The sequence below is a fragment of the Actinomadura livida genome (genome assembly GCF_014648675.1).
GTDB lineage: Bacteria > Actinomycetota > Actinomycetes > Streptosporangiales > Streptosporangiaceae > Spirillospora > Spirillospora livida.
Genome location: NZ_BMRO01000008.1, coordinates 153,279 through 173,680, shown reverse-complemented (window position 1 = coordinate 173,680; position 20,402 = coordinate 153,279). Strand labels below are relative to the sequence as shown.

At 71.4% G+C, this 20,402-nt stretch carries 17 protein-coding genes and 1 tRNA gene; 6 read left to right on the top strand and 12 right to left on the bottom strand.

From position 1 onward, the window contains the following. Positions 1-62: 62 nt before the first annotated feature. A complete protein-coding gene (locus IEZ03_RS20550) occupies positions 63-2,798 on the top strand; it encodes an AAA family ATPase (RefSeq protein ID WP_184880407.1) in 2,736 nt (911 codons plus the stop codon). Here the strand turns inward: IEZ03_RS20550 and IEZ03_RS20545 are convergent, their stop codons facing one another. Both IEZ03_RS20545 and IEZ03_RS20540 read right to left on the bottom strand, forming a co-directional pair. Beyond that, entirely contained in the window at positions 2,799-3,488 is a 690-nt protein-coding gene (locus IEZ03_RS20545) for a dienelactone hydrolase family protein (RefSeq protein ID WP_184880405.1), read from the bottom strand. Position 3,489: 1 nt separating this feature from the next. Further along, a complete protein-coding gene (locus IEZ03_RS20540; protein WP_207946146.1) occupies positions 3,490-3,888 on the bottom strand; it encodes a PaaI family thioesterase in 399 nt (132 codons plus the stop codon). Positions 3,889-3,913: 25 nt separating this feature from the next. On the opposite strand from IEZ03_RS20540, the gene IEZ03_RS20535 reads away from it, so the two are divergent. Beyond that, positions 3,914-5,197 carry a cytochrome P450 gene (locus IEZ03_RS20535; protein ID WP_184880403.1) on the top strand — a complete coding sequence of 428 codons (1,284 nt, stop codon included), beginning with the start codon at positions 3,914-3,916 and terminating at the stop codon, positions 5,195-5,197. A 43-nt stretch (positions 5,198-5,240) separates the two neighbouring features. Further along, positions 5,241-5,316, top strand: a tRNA-Lys gene (locus IEZ03_RS20530). Between the two features lie 235 nt (positions 5,317-5,551). Here IEZ03_RS20530 and IEZ03_RS20525 read toward each other — a convergent pair. The 4 genes from IEZ03_RS20525 to IEZ03_RS20510 form a co-directional block, all read right to left on the bottom strand. Further along, positions 5,552-6,085: an integrase core domain-containing protein gene (locus tag IEZ03_RS20525; protein ID WP_221480559.1), complete on the bottom strand. Its 534-nt coding sequence runs from the start codon at positions 6,083-6,085 to the stop codon at positions 5,552-5,554. A 178-nt stretch (positions 6,086-6,263) separates the two neighbouring features. Then, the gene (locus IEZ03_RS20520) at positions 6,264-6,455 is read right to left on the bottom strand and encodes an SAM-dependent methyltransferase (RefSeq protein WP_184880401.1); all 192 of its coding nucleotides are present in this window, start codon (positions 6,453-6,455) and stop codon (positions 6,264-6,266) included. Between the two features lie 44 nt (positions 6,456-6,499). Continuing rightward, complete coding sequence (locus tag IEZ03_RS20515; protein ID WP_184880399.1) at positions 6,500-6,802, bottom strand: transposase; 303 nt, start codon at positions 6,800-6,802, stop codon at positions 6,500-6,502. A gap of 583 nt (positions 6,803-7,385) precedes the next feature. Then, complete coding sequence (locus tag IEZ03_RS20510) at positions 7,386-7,667, bottom strand: DNA ligase LigA-related protein (protein WP_184880397.1); 282 nt, start codon at positions 7,665-7,667, stop codon at positions 7,386-7,388. A 152-nt stretch (positions 7,668-7,819) separates the two neighbouring features. Between IEZ03_RS20510 and IEZ03_RS20505 the strand changes: the two genes are divergently transcribed. Both IEZ03_RS20505 and IEZ03_RS20500 read left to right on the top strand, forming a co-directional pair. Next, positions 7,820-8,761, top strand: coding sequence for a DUF6924 domain-containing protein (locus IEZ03_RS20505; RefSeq protein WP_184880395.1), 942 nt, complete (start codon positions 7,820-7,822; stop codon positions 8,759-8,761). Beyond that, positions 8,743-8,991 (top strand): hypothetical protein, encoded by a 249-nt coding sequence (locus IEZ03_RS20500; protein ID WP_184880393.1) that lies wholly within the window; start codon positions 8,743-8,745, stop codon positions 8,989-8,991. The genes IEZ03_RS20505 and IEZ03_RS20500 overlap by 19 nt, the downstream gene beginning before the upstream one ends. A gap of 194 nt (positions 8,992-9,185) precedes the next feature. Here IEZ03_RS20500 and IEZ03_RS20495 read toward each other — a convergent pair whose 3' ends face one another. Genes IEZ03_RS20495 through kdpF form a run of 6 tightly spaced genes read right to left on the bottom strand, consistent with a single transcriptional unit; the run spans position 9,186 to position 17,275 of the window. Next, on the bottom strand, positions 9,186-9,863 hold the full coding sequence (locus tag IEZ03_RS20495; RefSeq protein WP_184880391.1) for a response regulator: 678 nt from the start codon (positions 9,861-9,863) through the stop codon (positions 9,186-9,188). Continuing rightward, positions 9,860-12,406, bottom strand: a complete 2,547-nt coding sequence (locus IEZ03_RS20490) for a DUF4118 domain-containing protein (protein WP_184880389.1) — start codon at positions 12,404-12,406, stop codon at positions 9,860-9,862. Before IEZ03_RS20490 ends, IEZ03_RS20495 begins: the two co-directional genes overlap by 4 nt. A gap of 17 nt (positions 12,407-12,423) precedes the next feature. After that, the gene (locus IEZ03_RS20485) at positions 12,424-13,338 is read right to left on the bottom strand and encodes a potassium-transporting ATPase subunit C (RefSeq protein WP_184880387.1); all 915 of its coding nucleotides are present in this window, start codon (positions 13,336-13,338) and stop codon (positions 12,424-12,426) included. Then, entirely contained in the window at positions 13,335-15,524 is a 2,190-nt protein-coding gene (gene kdpB, locus IEZ03_RS20480) for a potassium-transporting ATPase subunit KdpB (protein ID WP_184880385.1), read from the bottom strand. Before kdpB ends, IEZ03_RS20485 begins: the two co-directional genes overlap by 4 nt. Continuing rightward, positions 15,524-17,185, bottom strand: coding sequence for a potassium-transporting ATPase subunit KdpA (kdpA, locus tag IEZ03_RS20475; protein WP_184880383.1), 1,662 nt, complete (start codon positions 17,183-17,185; stop codon positions 15,524-15,526). The genes kdpB and kdpA overlap by 1 nt, the downstream gene beginning before the upstream one ends. Continuing rightward, the gene (kdpF, locus tag IEZ03_RS20470; protein WP_184880381.1) at positions 17,186-17,275 is read right to left on the bottom strand and encodes a K(+)-transporting ATPase subunit F; all 90 of its coding nucleotides are present in this window, start codon (positions 17,273-17,275) and stop codon (positions 17,186-17,188) included. Positions 17,276-18,314: 1,039 nt separating this feature from the next. Here kdpF and IEZ03_RS20465 point away from each other — a divergent pair. Next, positions 18,315-20,393 carry an MMPL family transporter gene (locus tag IEZ03_RS20465; RefSeq protein WP_229808457.1) on the top strand — a complete coding sequence of 693 codons (2,079 nt, stop codon included), beginning with the start codon at positions 18,315-18,317 and terminating at the stop codon, positions 20,391-20,393. Positions 20,394-20,402 lie beyond the last annotated feature (9 nt).

Genomic DNA, 20,402 nt, shown 5'->3' with positions numbered 1-20,402 from the left:
CGAGCCGCCGACTACCGGGCGAATCCGTATGACTTCGGTAGTTCTCCCCGTACTTTGGATGCGTGCTCTACGGGCGGAACGACGAACAGGCGCGCATCTCCTCGCTGCTCGCGGCGGCACGCGACCGCGGGCGCAGCGGCGCGCTCCTCCTGCGGGGGGAGGCCGGGATCGGCAAGTCGGCGCTGCTGGCCGAGGCGGCGGCGCTCCTCCCGGCGGACGGCCCGCCGCACGTCCTGCGGGTGACCGGGGTCGAGGCGGAGTCCGGCATCGCCTACGCGGGCCTCACCCAGCTGCTCTGGCCCGTCCGGGACCGGCTCGAGGCCCTCCCGGCACCGCAGGCCGCCGCGCTGCGCTCCGCCCTCGGCGGCCCCGGCGCCGCGTCCGCCGACCGGGGGTCCACCGACCCCGCGTCCACCGACCCCGCGTCCACCGACCCCGGGTCCGCCGGAGCCGGGCGGGACCGCTTCACCACCGGCCTGGCCGTCCTGACGCTGCTCGCCGATCTGCCCGACGGGAACGGCCCGGCCCTGGTCCTGGTCGACGACGCGCAGTGGCTCGACACGGCGACCGCCGACGCGCTGCTGTTCGCGGCGCGGCGGCTGGCCGTCGAAGGGGTGGTGATCCTGTTCGCCGCCAGGGACGACGCGTTCACCGGCACGGGCCTGCCCGAGCTGCGCCTCGACAGGCTCGGGCGCGGCGACGCGGAGCGGCTCCTCGCGGTGCGCGAGCTGCCGCCCACCGTCCGCGGCCGGGTGATCCGGGAGGCCGCCGGCAACCCGCTCGCCCTCCAGGAACTCGGCGCCGTAGGGACGGGCACCGCGCACGGCTCCGACCCGCTGCCGGTCGCGGACCGCGTCCTCGCCTCGTTCCGCATGCAGATCGGGCACCTCCCGGAGAGCACCCGGCTGATGCTGCTGATCGCGGCGGCGGAGGGCCGCGGGCACATGCCCACGATGCTGAACGCGGGGCGGAGCATGGGCGTCGGCCTCGACGACCTCCAGGAGGCCGAACGCGTCCGGCTGGTCAACGTCACCGGGCGCAGCATCGCGTTCCGCCACCCGCTGATCAGGGCGGCGTCCTACCACGGCGCCGTCACCGCGCAGCGCGTCGCCGTCCACCGGGCCCTCGCGGACACCGCCACCGACCCGGACTGCCGCGCCCGGCACCGCGCGTCCGCCGCCATGGCCCCGGACGAGGACGTCGCCGCCGACGTCGAGGACGCGGCGGAGCGCGCCCGCGCCCACAAGGGCTACGCGACCGCGGCGGCGCTCTACCGCCAGGCCGCCGACCTGACGCCCGCGCCGGGCGCACGCGCGGCCCGCCTCGGCACCGCCGCGTCCATGGTCCTGCAGGCGGGACGGCTCGACGAGGCCGAAGACCTCGCCGTCCAGGCCGAGAAGCTCACGACCGCCCCCGCCGAGCTGGCGCGGCTCGCCCGCGTCCACGCCACCGTCGAGTACGAGCGCGGCGACCCGCGCGCCGCGTCCCGCATGATGGTCGACCACGCCGCCGAGGCGGCCCCCGCCGATCGCGCCGCGATGCTGCGCACCGGCGCGGTGTACGGCTGGACGTCCGGCGAACTGCCCGCCGTGCTGCGGGCCGCCGAACTGCTCCCCGAGGACCGCACGATCCGCGGCCTCGCCCTCCTGGCCAACGGCGACGACACCCGCGGCATCCCCGTCCTGAACGACCTCGTCACCGAAACCCGCGAGGCCTCTTCCAGCGGTCGTGGTGCCGGGCGGGGGGTTGGTGTTGGGGACCGGGTGCGGGGCGCTCAGGTGGCGTTGATCATCGGGGCTGACGAGGCGGCGCTGGAGTTGGCGGCCGCGGAGGTGGCGTACTCCCGGCGCCACGGGCTGATCGGCGCGCTGCCGCACGTCCTGCAGACGCTGGCGCAGGCGCAGATCGCGGCCGGCCGGCACGCGGACGCGGAGGCCGCCGTCGCCGAGGCGATCGCGCTGGCCCGCGACACCGGCCGCCCCCACCGCGAGGGACGGCTCGGCGCCGTACTGGCCCGGCCGGCGGCGATCGAGGGCGACGAGACACGGCTCCGGGAGCTGATCGCCAAGACGCCCCCGCCGGGCGACGGACTCGCCGCGAGCGCACTCGCACTGCTCGACCTCGGCCTAGGCCGCTACGACGACGCGCTACGCCGCCTCGAAGAACTGGCCAACGGCCACCAGAGGCACAGCACAGCCTGCGTCACCGCCGCCCCGGACCAGGTCGAGGCGGCCGTGCGTTCCGGTCAGCTCCAACTCGCCCGCACGGTATTCGCACGTTTCCGCACCTGGGCCGAGGCAGGAGGACAGAGCTGGGCTCTCGCCGTGTCCCTGCGCTGCGAGGCCCTACTGACGGACGACGAGGAACCGTACGCACGCGCCGTCCAGCTACACGAGCGGTCGACGCGGCCGTTCGAGCGGGCACGCACCGAACTCCTCTACGGCGAATGGCTACGGCGGGCACGCCGCCGCTCCGACGCCCGTACGCCGCTCCGGTCGGCAGCGGAGATCTTCGAGCGCCTCCGCGCCGCCCCCTGGCTGGAACGCACACGCGCCGAACTGCGGGCCACCGGCGAGTCCGGACCGGCCGTCCCCACGGCCCCGGACCTCCTGGACCGTCTCACCCCGCAGGAACTCCAGGTCGTCCGCCTCGCGGCGTCCGGGACGAGCAGCCGCGAGATAGCCGCCCAGCTCTTCCTGAGCCCGCGCACGGTCGAATACCACCTCTACAAGGCGTATCCGAAGCTCGGCATCTCGTCCCGCAAGGAGCTGGCCAACCTCGCCTTGGAACCCGCCTGACTACGACAGGGTGCGCCCCAGGAAATCCACGGTGAGTTGCCACGCGCGCTCTGCGGGTTCCGGCTGGTAGAACATCGGGGCCTTCCGGTTGTGGAACGCGTGCCCGCCGTCCTCCTGGACGTGGATCTCCATGCCGTCCCGTCCGTCCACCGCCTGCTCGACCTTGGCGACGTCCTCCCTGGGGATATAGGGGTCGGCGCCGCCAAAGTGGAACTGGACCGGCCCCCGAAGTGCGTCGATCTTGTCCAGGGCACCCGGCACACCCGAACCGTAGAACGACACCAGCGCATCGAGCCCGGTCCTGGCGGCCAGCAGGTACGCGAGCGTCCCGCCGAAGCAGAAGCCCAGCGCACCGACCTTCCCGACGCCCGGAAGCCCCTTCAGGACGGCCAGCGCCGCCGCCGCATCGTCGACCCCCTTGTCCCAGTCGAACCGGGACACCATCGACACACCCTGCGGAAGCGCCTCCTCGTCGTGCCTGACCGCCCACCCCGGCTCGATCCGCCAGAACATGTCGGGCGCCGCCACGACATACCCGAGCGCCACCAGGTCCTCGGCGACCGCCTCCATGTACTCGCCGACCCCGAAGATCTCCTGGACGAGGAGGACACCCAGGCCCCCGCCCTCCGGCGCCCACACGTGCAGGCTGAACTCACCGTCCGGAACAACGACCTTCTCAGTACGCCTCATATCACCCGATGATCGCGTAAACGGCGCTCGCCCGCGCGACGGTCGCCGAATCCACCGTCATGTCGATCTCCGCGAACGCCAGCGTCCGCCCCAGCTTCGTCACCTCGACCCCGACCAGGACGTCCTTCCCGACCACGGGCCGCTGGAACGACGTGCTCAGCTGCACCGTCGTCATGGGGACGAACCCGCCCTTGGCCCCCGAAACGGCAATGACCACCGCCGTGTCGGCAGCGGCCATCAACGCCTGCCCGGACAGCGCCCCGCCCTCCCGGGCCAACCGGTCCGACCACGGCAGCCGCAGCACCGCCGTCCCGTTCCCCACCTCCTCCACGACGAGCCCGAGGTCGAGCACCCAGGGCGCGAAATTGTCGCGCAGAATCTCCTCAGCCTTCACCGTCACACCCGACATGATGCACGCTGAGGGCATGCACGAGGAGATCTTCCTGCCATCGACCTACACGACCGGGGTCCCGTACGAGACCTTCGGGAAGCTGCGCGCCGAATCCCCGGTCGCCCGGATCCCCGAACCCGCCGTCGGCCCATGGCCGGCCGGCCCCGGCTACTGGGCGGTCTTCCGGCACGCCGACGTCAAGCACGTCCTGCGCTCCCCGGACCTGTTCTCCTCGAACCTCGGCGCCACCCAGATCCGCGACCCCGACACGCCCGAGGATCTCGCCTTCGTCCGCGCGATGATGCTCAACCAGGACCCGCCCGACCACTCCCGCCTGCGCCGCATCGTCGCCGCCGCCTTCACCCCCCGCGCCGTCCGCGCCCTCGAAGACACGATCAGCGCCCGGGCCCGCACCTTGATCACCTCGGCCCTGAACGAGGACACCGACTTCGTCGAACTGGCGGCCGACCTCCCCGTCTGGACGCTGGCCCACATCATGGGCGTCCCCGACTCCGACCGCCGCCTCCTCTACGACTGGTCGTCCCGCGTCATCGGCTACCAGGACGACGAGTACGCCGGCCTCTCCACCGCCGACGCCGCCTCGATGAGCCCGATGGCCCGCGAAGCCACGAAGTACCGCCCCGCCCTCACCCGCCCGGACGGCCGCCCCGTCAACCCGCGCTCGTACACGGCCCTCGCCGACATGTTCGCCTACGCCCACGCCCTGGCCGCCGAGAAGCGCAAGAACCCGTCCGGCGACATCATGTCCCGCATGCTCGAAGGCGGCCTCACCACCCAAGAGTTCGAGAACATGTTCTTCCTCTTCGCCGTCGCCGGGAACGAGACCCTCCGCAACGGCATCCCCGGCGGCCTCCACACCCTCCTCGACCACCCCGCCGAACTGGCCCGCCTCCGCGCCGACCCGTCCCTCCTCCCGTCCGCCGTCGAGGAGATGCTCCGCTACTGGCCCCCGGTCATGGACTTCCGCCGCACCGCCACCACCCCCCTGCGCCTCTGCGGCCAGGACATCGACGCCGGCGACAAGGTCGTCGTCTACCACGCCTCCGCCAACCGCGACGAAACCGTCTTCCCCTCCCCCGACCGCTTCGACATCACCCGCACCCCCAACGACCACGTCAGCTTCGGCTTCGGCCCCCACTTCTGCCTGGGCGCCCACCTGGCCCGCACCCAGATGCGCGCCGTCTTCCGCGAGCTCCTCCCCCACGACATCACCCGCACCGGCACCCCCGTCCGCCTGACGTCCAACTTCCAGAACGGCCTGAAGCACCTCCCCCTCCACCTGGCCCCCACCCCCTAACCCCGTCGCAAACCCCCCGGCGATCTCGGTACGCTTGCACAGCGGGTCGCTAGCTCAATTGGCAGAGCTCCGGACTTTTAATCCGTAGGCTGTGGGTTCGAGTCCCACGCGACCCACCACCCCTGACCAGGGCAAACACGAGATTGCCCGGTTTGCCCCCGCTCGACTTGCCCCGGTTCGTCCCCGTGGCAGCTCGCTGGCGGCTCGACGGCTCGATCCGGGCCCTGTGTCGCCCCTGGTAGCACCCCGAAACCCGGGAACTCTTTGCCCGCCCAAGCCGGTCATGTCGCCCACAGAACCAGCCGCCAGAGCAGTCAGCAACGCTGCCCCTGCCGAAAACCTCGTCCGTGCAGGTCAAGCCGCATGTTCGTACTCGTTGAGGATTCCGCCCAGACGTTGCCGTCTTCGGACGTTCAGGTAGGCGATCTGGTCTGATTCGTTGATCGGCGGCGGCAGCGGCTTCAACGGGCGAGCATTGGCGATGCCTTGATGCGGGCGATGCTCGTTGTAGAAGGTCTCGAACTCGCCTAGTGCGTGGAGCAGGTGCCGCTGGTTCCAGATCAAAGTCCGGTCGAGGAGCTCACGGCGGCAGGTCTGCACCCACCGTTCCGTCAATGCGTTCATCCTCGGCATCCGCACCCCGGTGAGCATCGTCTGGATTCCGGCATCGGCCAGGACGGCGTCGAACGGCTCGGGGAACTTGCCGTCCCGGTCGCGGATCAGGAACCGTGCCCGGCAACCCGCGTCCTCCAAGTCCATGACCAGGTTCCGGGCCGCCTGGGTCACCCCACGCAGCGGTCGGGTGAGCGGTGGCGCCCAAAACCGGACACGGCGGGTGCGATGTTCGATGACCGCCGGCACGTACATGCGGGCGCCGGCGAGGGTCACGGTCTCCAGGAAGTCACACGCCAGCAGCGCCTCGGCCTGGGAGCGCAGGAAACCGGCCCAGGTCGTGGCGGAACGCTCAGGTGCCGGATCAACGCTGGCGTCCTTGAGGATCGCCCCTCACCGTCGAAGCGGCCCCCGTACTGGGTGTTGACGCTCATCACCGTCCACGGCCCACCCATCACACCCGCCCCCGCCCGCGCTGCTGGCGTCCCGCGCGAGCGTCGGACACGGTCCCTACCCCGCCCAGAATCGGGATCGCCGTCAGCGGCCCCGCCTCAACCGGCCAGCGCTGCACCGGCACCAGCCCCGGTGGCACCAGTTCCAGCCGCCGCCCGAACAGGTTCGTGATCTGCTCATGCGTGCGCGCCACGCCCGGCGCCGTCGCCCCTCGTACACTTGCCGTCCCGGTCCGGATCAGGAACCGTGCCCGGCGGCCGGCGTCCTCCAAGTCCATGACCGGGTTCCGCACGCCTGGGTCACCCACGACGCGGTCGGGTGAGCGGTGGCGCCCAGGACACGGATGCGGCGGGTGTGATGCTCGATGACCGCCAGCACGTACATGCGGGCGCCGGTGAGGGGCACGGTCTCCAGGAAGTCACACGCCAGCATCGCCTCTGCCTGCGAGCGCAGAAACCCGCCCCAGGTCGTGGCGGAACGCTCGGGCGCCGGATCGGCGCTGGCTTCGTTGAGGATCTCCCAGACGGTGGAGGCCGCCACCTGCCGAGCACCGGCGTTCGCCGTGCACCCGCCGGTAGCCCCAGCTCGGGTTCTCCCGCACCACGCGAAGGACGCGAGCGGACGGTCGGTGGTCGCCCCGAACGCTTGGGTCTGGAGCGAGTTGCGTGCCGCCCCGCGATCAGATCCCTGTGGCAGCGCAGTATGTCAATGTGCGGAACCTTAGATGATCTAGGCCATCAGCGGTCATATATCAGCGCGTTTCGGTGGACCCTTCAGACCCGCCGCGACGGCGGCGAGCAGGGTTTGCGTCACATTCGAGCTCGTCCGTCAAGCGGACCACTACGAGAACCTCTATGCGCACTGAGGCGCCACGGATCTTCCGGAGTTCTCTCAAGTAACTAGTTGCTCACCCTCCATTGCCGGAGCTTTCCGACTGCGCCCCACGAACGGACCCCACCGTCCTCCACCTGGCACAGCTGCGCCTGGCTGGAGTCGACCTTAATGACCGGCTTGCGCTGCAGGAACCGCAGGGCGCTAAGCGTGCACTCACCGAAACTCCGTCCGTACAGGTCGGGCGAGGCCCTCGTTGTAGGCCGCCCACACCGACCGCAGCGTGACGGCCTCACCGCAGACCTCGACCCGCACGCCCGTCGCCTTCCCCCAGCGACAGCATCGGCCGCGCGTGCCGGACGGTCGGCGCGGTCAGCTCCGCCGGAGCGTTGACCTTGCCGATCGGGCTGTCGGCCAGCTCGAACTCGGGGTGCTCGGCGACGAGCGCCGCCAGCTCGTCCTTCAGCGCGTCGTAGTCCGCGTCCGGCAGGGGGCTGTCGCCGGCGCCGTAGCACAGGTCGTTCAGCCGCTTGACCTCGGCCGCCAGCTCGACGATGCGCTCTTCAACGTCCACGCCTCGATTGAACGACACCCCACTGACACCGCGCCCCCGGCCACGCCGGCCCGGCCCGCCGGCGGCGACGGCCTTGAGGGCAAAGTGTCCTACCGATGCACCACCATGGCCCGGAACCGTCACGACGACAGCGGCTTTTCCGGAGGAGAACCATGGCCTTTCCCACCCTTCCCCAGCCCGCGCCCGACGAAGTGCTTTTGGTGTCCACCTGCTTCAGGGACGGCGCGCCATTATGGGGCGGGCTGCTCAATGAGATCCGAGGTCGCCGGGAAGGTGATGTGCTCGTCGTGGACGGCGATGTACGGCTCCGCCTGGTCGAAGGCCCCGCCTGGAATTCCCTGCACGGCGGGAACGTACCGGCGGTCGTCCCTGACGGCGGCCCGGCGCAGCAGGTCGCCGTCCTGGCGGACACCTCGGTGGCCTATGGCGGGGACGGGCCGCTGCTGATCGACCTGGCCGGCGCGCCCGGACGCGGCGTCCGGGTCCCGCCGGCCCGGCTTGGCGAGGTCCTGGCCGCCGTGACGAGCGGCGCCCTCACGTTCGACCAGCTCGTGCGCGACATGGACGTGTTCGGGATGTACCAGGGGGAAGGGGGCCGGCCGGCCTTCCCCGCGCCGACAGCGCCCCCGCACCGAGCCTTCCCGGCGCTGCCCGCCACGGACGCCGCCCTGCTGGTCCGCACCTGCTTCGACGACGAGGACGGCTGGCGCGCCCTGCTCGCCGACCTGAACGGGGTCGACGAGGAGGGCTGGGTCGGCGCGAATCTGGACCCAGACGAGATCGACGTCGAGAACCACCCGCTGACGGCGCGGGTCGTCGACGACCGGGCCTTCGAGGGCCTCCAACCGGGCCAGGTCCCCGCACTGGTCCCGCCGGAGGAGCACACCACGCTGGTCGCGCTCGCCGACACCAGGACCTTCGCCGAGGCGGGCAGCCCGCTGACGGTCGTCGACCTCTACGATACCCCTGGGCAGCCTGCTGTCCTTCCTTGCGACAAGGTCGGATCGCTGGCGTGCAATTTGGAGATCGCCAACATGGACTTCCACGAATTCGTCGCTCAGAAGGACGTCGAACCGTGGTGGGAGGCTTCCTGAAGCCGGCGCCGCCGAGCATCTGCGAAGACCTCGGCCAGCGCATCGCCCTCGACTACGACGTGATCTTCAGCTGCGTCGACCGGCCATGGCCGCGCGCAGTCCTCAACCAGCTCGCCTATAGCGACCTCATCCCCGTGATCGATGGTGGAATCGCGATCGACCCCTTCGCAGGTCGCGAACTGAACCAGCATCGAGCCCGTACGCGCCCGCCTTCAAGTTGGACCTGTTGAGAGCCGGTTCCCGGGTATGCGCACCAGGTCGCGGGCGGTTTACCTGGCGCGGCCACGATCTGAACCGCACTATGCCGTCTTCGACGGCGGCGACTATTCCTGAGCCGTCTTCACCAATGGCGCGACTATCTCCTTCCGGGGAGCCGGTTGCGTAGGTGGCGCCTTACTGTGGCGGCCTCGCAGGCACAGCGGCGTCAGGGGTTGTAGCGGTATCCCATGCCGGGTTCGGTCAGGAGGTGTCGGGGGCGGGTTGGGTCCGTTTCGAGTTTGCGGCGGAGTTGGGCCATGTACTGGCGGAGGTAGTGGCTCTCCCGAACGTAAGCGGGGCCCCAGACCTTCGTGAGCAGCTGCCGGTGGCCGATCAGCTTGCCGGGGTTGCGCAGCAGGATCTCCAGCAGGTGCCACTCGGTCGGCGTCAGGCGGACGGACGTGCCGTCGGACGTGGTGACGGTCTTGTTCGCCAGGTCGACGGTGTGATCGCCGATGGGGGCCGTGGGCAGGGACTCGCCGGGTCTGGCGCGTCGGGTGACGGCGCGGATGCGGGCGACGAGTTCCTCGATGGTGAAGGGCTTGGTGACGTAGTCGTCGGCGCCGGCGTCGAGGGCGTCGACCTTGTCGCGGCTGCCTGCCCGGCCGGACAGGACGATGATCGGGACGTCGGTCCAGCCGCGCAGGCCGTGGATGACGTCGAGGCCCTCGATGTCGGGCAGGCCGAGGTCGAGGATGACGAGGTCGGGACGGGCGGTGTCGGCGAGGCGGAGGGCGGCGGTGCCGTCGGCGGCGGTTTCGACGTCGTAGTGGCGGGCGCGCAGGTTGATGCGCATCGCCCGCAGGATCTGGGGGTCGTCGTCGACGACGAGGACGCGGGTCATGGGCGGTCCGTTCGGCTGATGCGGGGAAGCGAGACGATCATTGTGAGGCCGCCGCCGGGGGTGTCCTCGGGGATCAGCTCGCCGCTCATCGCCTCGATGAGCCCGCGGGCGAGGGCGAGGCCGAGGCCGGAGCCGGTGTGGCCGTCGCGGTCGGACAGCCGCTGGAACGGCAGGAAGATCCGGTCGTGGTCGGCGGCGGGGACGCCGGGGCCGCGGTCGGCGATGCGCAGTTCGACGCGGTCCCGGATGGTGCCCGCCGTGACCAGGACGGGCTTGCCGGGCGGGTTGTAGCGCAGCGCGTTCGTGATCAGGTTGACCAGGACGCGCTGCAGCAGCGCCGGGTCGGCCTCGACCTCGGGTATGTCGGTGGGAATTCGGACGCTGACGTTGTGGCCGTCGGGTCCGAGCTCGTCCAGCGTTCGGGGGACGACCTCGTCCAGGGCGAGGGGGCTGGCCGCCATGCCGAGGGCGCCGGCCTGCAGGCGGCTCATGTCGAGGAGGTCGGCGACGAGGCCGTCCAGCCGGTCGAGGGACTGCGCGGCGGTGTCGAGGAGCTCGGCGCGTTCCTCGGACGTCCAGCGGATCTCGGTGTTGCCGAGGCTCTCGACGGCTGCCTTGGCGGCCGCGAGGGGCGTGCGCAGGTCGTGGCTGACGGCGCTGAGCAGGGCGGTGCGCATCCGGTCCACTGCCTCCAGCGGCCGGGCACGTCCGGCCTCGGCCTCCAGCCGCTGCTGTTCCAGGGCGACGGCGGCCTGGACGGCGAAGGCCTCCAGGATGCGGCGGTCGCCGGCAGTCGGGGGGCGGCCGCGCAGGGCGAGAGCGAGGTCGTTGTCGACGGGGATCTCGGTGTCGGCATCATCAGGGCTGGTGCAGGGTCGGCCGCCGACCGCGGCGATGACCTTCCAGTCGGTGCCGGCGCCGTGTCCGCCGGGCGCGGGGAGGGCGTTGGGGGCGCGCCCCAGGAGCGTGACCGAGTCGAGCCCGAAGGTCTCCCGCAACCGGCCGAGCAGCGCGTCGAGCGCCCGCTCGCCGCGCAGGACGTTGCCGGCGAGGGTGAACAGGACCTCGGCGTCCGCGCCGAGCCGCGTGGCCTCGCGGGATCTTCGGGCGGCGAGATCGACGACGCCGCTGACGGCGGCGGCCACCAGCAGGAACACGCCGAGGGCCAGCAGGTCCTCGTGCTCGGCGATGGCGAGGGTGTGCAGGGGCGGCGTGAAGAAGTAGTTCAGCAGGACGGACCCGCTGACGGCGGCGACCAGGGCCGGCCACATGCCGCCGACGAGCGCGACCCCGACGATGGCGGCGAGGAAGAACATGATGTCGACGGGCAGGGTGAGCGCGCCGCGCAGTTCGGTGAGGGTGTAGCTGAGCAGTGGCAGGCCGAGGACCGCGAGGACGAACCCGGCAAGTCGGCGGCGCGGCGGCAGTGCGGGGCCGGCGGACCGGCGGTGCCGCAGGCCGCGGTGGGCATGCTCATGGGTGACCAGGTGGACGTCGATCGAGCCGGACAGCGCGGTCGTGGCGACGCCGACGCCGGGGAAAAGGGCCTGAGCGAACCGGTTGCGGCGGGAGATGCCGAGGACGAGTTGCGTGGCGTTGACGGCGCGGGCGAACTCCAGCAGCGCCTTCGGCACGTCGTCGCCGATGACCTGGTGGTAGGTGCCGCCGACGCTCTCGACGAGGTCGCGCTGGCGGGCGAGCCAGTCGGGGCGGGTCCCGGAGAGGCCGTCGCCGCGGATGACGTGCACGGCGAGCAGGTCGGCGCCCTTGGTGCGCGCGGCGATGCGGGACGCGCGGCGGATCAGGGTCTGGCTCTCGGGCCCGCCGGTGAGCGCGACGACGACGCGCTCGCGGGCCTCCCAGGTGCCGGCGATGCCGTGGTCGGCGCGGTACCGGTCGAGTTGCTCGTCGACCTTGTCGGCCAGCCACAGCAGGGCCAGTTCGCGGAGGGCGGTGAGGTTGCCGACGCGGAAGTAGTTCGACAGCGCCGCGTCGACCTTCTCGGGCGGGTAGACGTTGCCGTGCGCCATCCGGCGGCGCAGGGCCTCGGCGGACATGTCGACCAGCTCGACCTGGTCGGCGCGGCGCACGACCTCGTCGGGCAGGGTCTCGCGCTGCGCGACCCCGGTGATCTGCTCGACGACGTCGTTCACCGACTCCAGGTGCTGGATGTTGACGGTGGATACGACGTCGATACCCGCCTCCAGGATTTCTTCGACGTCCTGCCAGCGTTTGGCGTTGCGGCTGCCCGGGACGTTGGTGTGCGCGAGTTCGTCGATCAACGCGACCTGGGGAGAACGGGCGATGACGGCCTCGGTGTCCATTTCGGTGAAGTCGGCGCCGCGGTAGGTGAGGGTGCGGCGCGGGACGGTCTCCAGCCCGTCGAGGAGCTCGGCGGTGTGGACGCGGCCGTGGGTCTCGACGAAGCCGACGACGAGGTCGGTGCCGCGGGCCACGCGCCGCCGCCCCTCCGCGAGCATGGCGTAGGTCTTGCCCACGCCGGGGGCGGCCCCCAGGTAGATGCGGAGCCGCCCCCTGGCCATGGTCGGTCTCGCCTCCTTCAGCCCCGGTACGGGGCGGTCCTGTCGAGGTCGGTGTTGAGCTGCAGGACGTTCACCGCCGGCTCTCCCATGAACCCCAGTGTCCGCCGGGTCGTGTGCCTGTCGATCAGCGCGTGGACCCGGTCGACGCCGACGCCGCGCGCCCGGGCGACCCGTCCTGCCTGCAGTCTCGCGTACGCGGGGGAGATATGCGGGTCCAGACCGCTGGCGCTCGCGGTGACGGCGTCGGACGGGACGGCGGGCCGCGTCGGCGCGCCGCCGCGGACGGGGATGATCCGGCCGGCGCCGACGTCCTCGCCGGGCGTGCGGCACTCGACCCTGACTCCACGGTACGTCGCCAGGAACGGCGTCGCGGGACATGCCTCGTTGACGCTGACGACCCGCGTCGGGCGGACGACGGCACCGCGCGCGTCGCGTGGGCCGATCACGGACAGCACAGCGCCCACACCGCCGCCGGTGCAGTACGGACGCGACCCGTCCACGCCTTCCCGGGCACCGATCGCCTTGCTGCGCGCGCAGATCTGGGTCAGGAGACTCTGCCGGGCGTCCGGGTCCGGTTCACCCGCCCTGGCCAGCGCGGGGTCGGGGAGGGAGTCGACGACGTCCTCGGGGCCGAGATTGCTCGCGCCGGACGCCGCGGGGTCGTAGCCGTCACCGGCGGCGGATGGGCGGCTCTGGAAGTACTGGCCGAGCGGGTTGCCCCGCACGTCGGTGAACCTCTGACCGATCAGTGCGCTACCGACGCCCCTTCCGTCCGCGCTGACGCGGGAGCCGTCGGCCTTGTGCCGGAGCCCGGGCGCCCGGGCGACGGCGGTCACGGCCAAGGGGTAGAGGACACCGCAGATCACGGTGAAGACGAGCAGCGCGCGAAGGGCCGCCAGATGCCGGCGGAGCCGGGCGGGAAGCGTGTTCATGAGATTCCCGGGATGAATTGGATGATGAGGTCGATCACCTTGATCCCGGCGAACGGGGCGAGGACGCCGCCCAGCCCGTACAGGGAGAGGTTGCGGCGCAGCAGCCGGGACGCCGGGCCCGGCCGGTAGCGGACGCCCCGGAGCGCAAGTGGGATGAGCGCGACGATGACGAGCGCGTTGAACACGACGGCCGACAGGATCGCCGACTCCGGGCTGGTCAGCCGCATGACGTTGAGGGCGTCCAGGCCCGGGAACAGCGTCACGAACAGCGCCGGAATGATCGCGAAGTACTTGGCCACGTCGTTGGCGATGGAGAAGGTCGTCAGGGCGCCCCGGGTGATGAGGAGCTGCTTGCCGATCTCCACGATCTCGATGAGCTTGGTGGGGTCGGAGTCGAGGTCGACCATGTTCCCCGCCTCCTTGGCGGCGGAGGTGCCGGTGTTCATGGCGACGCCGACGTCGGCCTGGGCGAGGGCGGGCGCGTCGTTGGTGCCGTCCCCGGTCATCGCGACGAGCCGGCCGCCCTGCTGCTCTGCCCTGATGAAGGCGAGCTTGTCCTCGGGCCGGGCCTCGGCGAGGTAGTCGTCCACGCCCGCCTCCTCGGCGATCGCCCTCGCGGTCAGCGGATTGTCGCCGGTCACCATGATCGTCTTGATGCCCATCGCGCGCATGTGGTCGAACCGGGCGCGCATTCCCTGCTTGACGACGTCCTTGAGGTGGATGACGCCGAGCACCTCCGCGCGCGGTGCCCCGTCCGGGCCCGGGCGGACCTCGCCGACGACCAGCGGTGTGCCGCCCGCCGCCGCGATCCCGTCGACGGTCTCCCCGAGCGCGGGCGGTACCTGCCCGCCCTGCTCGCGGACCCACGCGGCCACCGCCCCGGCGGCGCCCTTGCGGAGCCGGCGGCCGTCGACGTCGACGCCGGACATGCGGGTCCGGGCGGCGAAGGGGATCCAGTCGGCGTGCGCGAGTTCACCCGGGGACCGTTCCCGCAACCCGTAGGTCTCCTTCGCGTGGACGACGATGGAGCGGCCCTCGGGCGTCGCGTCCGCGAGACTCGACAGCTGGGCGGCGTCGGCGAGGGCCTCCTCGGTGACGCCGCCGACCGGGATGAACTGCGCGGCCTGCCGGTTGCCGAGGGTGATGGTGCCGGTCTTATCCAGCAGCAGGGTGTCGACGTCGCCGGCGGCCTCGACGGCCCGGCCGGACATCGCCAGGACGTTGCGCTGCACCAGCCGGTCCATGCCGGCGATGCCGATGGCGCTGAGCAGCGCCCCGATCGTCGTGGGGATCAGGCAGACCAGCAGCGCGACGAGCACGACGCCGGTGACGCCGTTCCCGTCCAGCGCCGCACTGTCCGGGACGCCCGGGTTGGCGCTCTTGGCGTAGATCACGAACGGCTGCATGGTCGCGGTGGCGACCAGGAAGATGATCGTCAGCGCGGCCAGCAGGATGTTCAGCGCGATCTCGTTGGGCGTCTTCTGCCGGGCGGCGCCCTCCACCAGCCCGATCATCCGGTCGATGAACGACTCGCCGGGCCGCTGGGTGATCTCGACGACGATCCGGTCCGACAGCACCCTCGTCCCGCCGGTCACCGCGCTGCGGTCGCCGCCCGACTCCCGGATCACCGGGGCCGACTCCCCCGTGATCGCGGACTCGTCGACGCTGGCGATGCCCTCGACGACGTCGCCGTCACCCGGGATGATCTGCCCGGCCTCCACCACGACCACGTCACCGCGCCGCAGGTCGGCGGCCGGGACCTCCTCCTCTCCGAGGGCGGCCGCGCCGGGCGTCCAGCCGCGCAGCCGGCGCGCGAACGTGTCCTTCTTGGCCTTGCGCAGCGTGTCGGCCTGAGCCTTCCCGCGTCCCTCGGCGACCGCCTCCGCGAGGTTCGCGAAGAGCACCGTGAGCCACAGCCACACCGCGATCAGCACCGAGAACGACGACGGGCCGATGACCGCCAGGATCGTCGTCCACACCGCGCCGACCTCGACGATCAGCATGACGGGGTTGCGCCACATGGCGCGCGGGTCGAGCTTGCGGAGCGCGGCGGGCAGCGAGACGAGCAGTTGCCCGGGGTCGAGCAGGCCGCCCCCCACCCGGCCGGTGCGGGGCCGGCCGGCCGCTGGGTGCCCGGCCTCCGGACGCCGCCCGGACGGTCGCGTCCGGAGGTCTCGGGAGGACATCAGCGGATCCCTTCGGCGAGCGGCCCGAGGGCCAGCGCGGGAAAGAACGTCAGGGCGACGAGGACGACCGCCACGCCCACGACCATGCCGACGAACAGCGGGCGGTGGGTCGGCAGCGTCCCGGCGGACGCGGGGACCGGGGCCTGCCGCGCCAGCGAACCGGCCAGGCCGAGCACAAGGACGACCGGGAGGAACCGTCCGAGCAGCATCGCCAGGCCGAGCGCGACGTCGTAGAACCAGGTCGCCGCGGCCAGGCCCGCGAACGCCGACCCGTTGTTGCCGGCCGCCGAGGTGAACGCGTACAGCACCTCGGAGAACCCGTGCGGCCCGCCGTTCAGCATCGACGCGCGCGGCCCGGGGAGCGCCATCGCCACCCCCGTGCCGACCAGCACCAGGGCGGGGGTGACCAGGAAGTACAGCGACGCGAACTTGATCTCGCGCGCACCGATCCGCTTGCCGAGGTACTCGGGCGTCCGGCCCACCATCAGCCCTGCGACGAACACCGCGATCACGGCGAGGATCAGCATGCCGTACAGGCCGGAGCCGACGCCGCCCGGCGCGACCTCGCCGAGCATCATGTTCACCATCAGTATCCCGCCGCCGAGGCTGGTGTAGGAGTCGTGCGCGGAGTCGACGGCGCCGGTCGAGGTGAGCGTCGTCGCGGCGGCGAACATCGCCGATCCGACGATCCCGAAGCGGGTCTCGGTCCCCTCGGCCGCCGCGCCCGCCGCCTGCGGGACGGTGCCGTGGTGGACGACTTGTGCCGCCGTGGTCGCGCAGACGGCGATCACCGCCAGCACGGCCATCACCGCGGCGATCGCGTAGCCCTGCCGCTTCTGCCCGACGATCCGGCCGAACGTACGGGGCAGCGCGGACGCGATCAGCAGCAGCAGGAAGATCTCGATCCAGTTCGTCCAGGCCGTGGGGTTCTCGAAGGGATGGGCGGAGTTGGCGTTGTAGAAGCCGCCGCCGTTCGTCCCGAGTTCCTTGATCACCTCCTGCGAGGCCACCGGCCCGCCCGGGATCGCCTGCCGCTGCCCGGCGATCGTGGTGACGGTGTGCGGGTCGGCGAAGTTCTGCACGACGCCGCCCGCGACCAGCACGATCGCGCCGACGACGGCGACGGGAAGCAGGATGCGCAGGGTGCCGCGGGTGAGGTCCACCCAGAAGTTGCCGAGTTCACTGGTCCGTGTCCGTGCGAAGCCGCGGACCAGCGCGACCGCCACGGACATCCCGACCGCCGCCGACACGAAGTTCTGCACCGCGAGCCCGGCCATCTGCGTCAGGTAGCCCATCGTGGACTCGCCGGAGTAGGCCTGCCAGTTGGTGTTGGTGACAAAGCTGACAGCGGTGTTCCAGGCGACCTGATCCTCCACCCCGTCGAGGCCCAGGCTGTACGGCAGCACCCCCTGCAATCGCTGCAACCCGTAGAGCACGAGCACCGAGACCAGGGAGAACGCCAGGACGCTGCGGGCGTAGACGCCCCAGGTCTGCTCGCCCTCCGGGTCCACGCCCATGACCTTGTAGAGGGCCCGTTCCACCCGCGAATGCCGGGGCGAGGAGTACACCCGGTACATGTAGTCGCCGAGGGGCACGTGCACTGCGGCGAGAGCAAGGAGAAGGGACCCGATGAACACGATCCCCGCGGTCGTGGAGCCCATTCAGAACCTCTCCGGGAAAAGCAACGCGACCACGAGGAAGACGACCAGTCCGGCGGTGAGCACCAGCCCCGCCGCGTTCGCGGCGCTCACAGGCGCCCCACCGCCTTCACCACCAGCGCGAGCACCGCGAACACCGCGATGGTCAACGCCACGAGCACAACGTCTGCCATGACTCCGAGTCCCTCGATCGGTTCTGGACACGCGTCCGAGCGCTGCCGGTTCGAACCCGCCGCGGACCGCTGCCCGCCGGACCCGGCCCGCTCCGGAGTGCGCGTCCCCTCCACCGGTCAACGCGGAACTCCCAGAGCGGGCAAGAGAGCCTGGCCTGCCGTCCGTCCGATGCCGCGCGGTTTCACGACACACCACGCAGAAAACACCCACTAGCAGTAGAAAAGGCACATCTTGACGCCTTCCCTACGGCCAACCGCACGATCTTCACGCGCTCACTACAGGACGCCCCGCACTCGGGGCGGGGCCATGCCTGCCCAGCAGGCGCCCCCCGGGGGGCATACAGCCCACCATCGACCGCAGCGCGACCACCATGCCCGGCCAGCCCAGGGGTCCCCGCATTGGCCATGACGACCAATCGCGGCCCGCCGGGCCACGCAACCGCACCAACGCCTCCAACGCGGACTTACGCGTCCGGAAACCGCCACGCCGGACACGACGCCGACGACCGTCCGTTCCGGTGCCCAGTTCGAGGCGCAGGTACCAGCTACCGTGGCTGCGCTCGGCCACCAACCGCGGGCACCTGCGGCCCATCGCCCTGCCACTGCCGGGCCCTCGCAGCCGCATCGCCGGTGCACACCACCGGCACTCCTCGCTCTCCTCATAAGGGCAGGGTGGGTCTGCAGTGGATGCATCGATCATCACGGACGGCGACAGGCCGGCCTGCCGAGCACGACAGCACAGCCTCGGGCTCGGGCGACACGAGCTCCTCCTGGTTTGCCTCCCAGCACAGAAGCCGGGGCACCTCAGTATTAACCGTCGTCTCAGGTTCGCTCGGTAGGAAGCAGGCATCAGATCAGCGAGGTAACCCGTATGTAGGAGGCCAGTGATGGCAGTCGACGCAGCGCCGTCCGGGGAAGCGCCGGCCGGTCGGTTGGCCGGTCGGTGGGTGCCGTGGTTGGTGATCGGCCTGTGGATGGTGCTGGCGGCGTTCATGGTGCCGCTGAGCGGAAAGTTGAGCTCGGTCACCACCGACAGCGCCGCGGACACCCTGCCGGCCAGTGCCGAGTCCACCAAGGTGGCGGTGCTGGAGGACAGTCTCCCCGGCGGTGACGAGCACACGTTCGTCTTCGTGTACCACCGCGCGGGCGGCATCACCCACGCCGACCGCGCGACGGTCGAGCGCCACTACGACACCCTTGCCAAGCGGTACCCGCCGAAGGAGGCGGCCCCGGCCGGCGGCGAGGACGAGGGCCCACCGACGAGATCCTCCACCGACGGCAAGGCGATGATGTTCACCCTCCCGGTGAGCACGACCTACGGCGAACCGGAGGCCATCGTCGGCCCGTTGCGTGACGCCGCGAAGGACCGCCCCGCCGGCCTGGAACTCGACGTGACCGGCCCGGCCGCGATCGACGGCGACATGGACGCCGTCTTCGACGGCATCGACCTGCAGGTCCTCCTCACCACCGTCGCCGTCGTCACGCTCCTGCTCATCCTCACCTACCGCAGCCCGGTGTTGTGGTTGATCCCGCTGGTGGGCGTGGGCGCGGCCGCACTGACCGCGATGGCGACCGTCTACCTGCTCGTCAAGGGCTTCGGCATCGTGGTCAACAGCCAGAACTCGGCGCTGCTGACGATCCTGGTATTCGGCGTCGGCACGGACTACGCGCTGTTGCTCATCTCCCGGTACCGGGAGACACTGCACCACCACGAGAACGTCCGGGTCGCGATGGTCCACGCGCTGCGCAGCGCGGCGCCGGCCATCGTCGCGTCCGCGGCCACCGTGGTCGCCGGCCTGCTCTGCCTGCTCGTCGCGGACCTGAACAGCACCAGCGGGTTGGGCCCGATCGGTGCGGCCGGCATCCTGTGCGCGCTGGTGGCCATGCTGACGCTGTTCCCGGCGGTGCTCGTGGTGCTCGGCAGGCGGATCTTCTGGCCGGCCATTCCGCGGTTCAGCACGGCCGTGGAGGAGAAGCCGGGGCTGTGGGGACGGCTCGGCACCGCCATCAACCGCCGCCGGTGGGTTGCGGCGCTCGGCTCGCTCGGAATCCTCGGCATGCTCGCCATCGGTCTGGCGGGCAACACCGGCGCCCTGCGGGAGCAGGACCAGTTCCTGTCCGCGCCGGAGTCGGTCACCGGCTTCACCGTTCTCAGCCAGCACTTCCCGGAGCTCGGCGGCCAGCCGATGACGATCTTGACGCGGCCGGCGCACCAGGAGCGGGTGCTCGACATCGTCAAGGACACTCGCGGTGTGGCCCTGGCCATCCCGGAGGAGACCAGCGGTGGCTGGGCCAGCATCTCCGCGTTCCCGTCGGACGCGCCGGGAACCGCCGCAGAGTACGACACGATCAAGCGGGTGCGCACCGCCGTGCACGCGGTGAGCGGGGCGGAGGCGATCGTCGGCGGGCCGAGTGCGGAGAACCTCGACACCGAGGTGACCACCAGCCGCGACGAGAGGCTGGTGATCCCGCTGGTGCTCGCCGTCGTCCTGATCATCCTCGGGCTGCTGCTGCGCGCGATCGTGGCACCGCTGGTCCTGATGGCCACCGTGATCGTCTCATTCGCCGCAGCCTTCGGCGGCAGCGTGTTCGTCTTCGGCACGATCCTCGGGTTCAAGGGCATCGACTATTCCGTGCCGCTGCTGGCATTCCTGTTCCTGGTGGCGCTCGGCGTCGACTACAACATCTTCCTGACCAGCCGGGCCCGGGAGGAGACCGTGCGTCTCGGCACCAGACAGGGCATGCTCAAAGCCCTCTCCGCCACCGGCGGCGTCATCACCTCGGCAGGCGTGGTCCTGGCGGCCACGTTCGCGGTCCTCACCACACTTCCGCTGGTGATGCTGATCGAGGTCGGGTTCCTGGTCGCCTTCGGCGTGCTGCTCGACGCCCTGCTGGTGCGGTCGGTCCTGGTGCCCGCCCTCACCCTGCTGATCGGCCGGCGGATCTGGTGGCCGAGCCGGCTGTCCCGGCCAGCGGCGGAGCTGCCGGACGGTCAACGGTCGCTCGCCGACGACCAGGAGCCCTCGCTGCAACGGTGAGCGCGGCGG

Bases quoted from the DNA above. Each gene is read 5' to 3' on its own strand.
- IEZ03_RS20545 (WP_184880405.1), bottom strand. From the start codon at position 3,488: ATGAGGCGTACTGAGAAGGTCGTTGTTCCGGACGGTGAGTTCAGCCTG.
- IEZ03_RS20535 (WP_184880403.1), top strand. From the start codon at position 3,914: ATGCACGAGGAGATCTTCCTGCCATCGACCTACACGACCGGGGTCCCG.
- IEZ03_RS20505 (WP_184880395.1), top strand. From the start codon at position 7,820: ATGGCCTTTCCCACCCTTCCCCAGCCCGCGCCCGACGAAGTGCTTTTG.
- IEZ03_RS20495 (WP_184880391.1), bottom strand. From the start codon at position 9,863: ATGACCCGCGTCCTCGTCGTCGACGACGACCCCCAGATCCTGCGGGCG.
- IEZ03_RS20490 (WP_184880389.1), bottom strand. From the start codon at position 12,406: ATGGCCAGGGGGCGGCTCCGCATCTACCTGGGGGCCGCCCCCGGCGTG.
- IEZ03_RS20485 (WP_184880387.1), bottom strand. From the start codon at position 13,338: ATGAACACGCTTCCCGCCCGGCTCCGCCGGCATCTGGCGGCCCTTCGC.
- kdpB (WP_184880385.1), bottom strand. From the start codon at position 15,524: ATGTCCTCCCGAGACCTCCGGACGCGACCGTCCGGGCGGCGTCCGGAG.
- kdpA (WP_184880383.1), bottom strand. From the start codon at position 17,185: ATGGGCTCCACGACCGCGGGGATCGTGTTCATCGGGTCCCTTCTCCTT.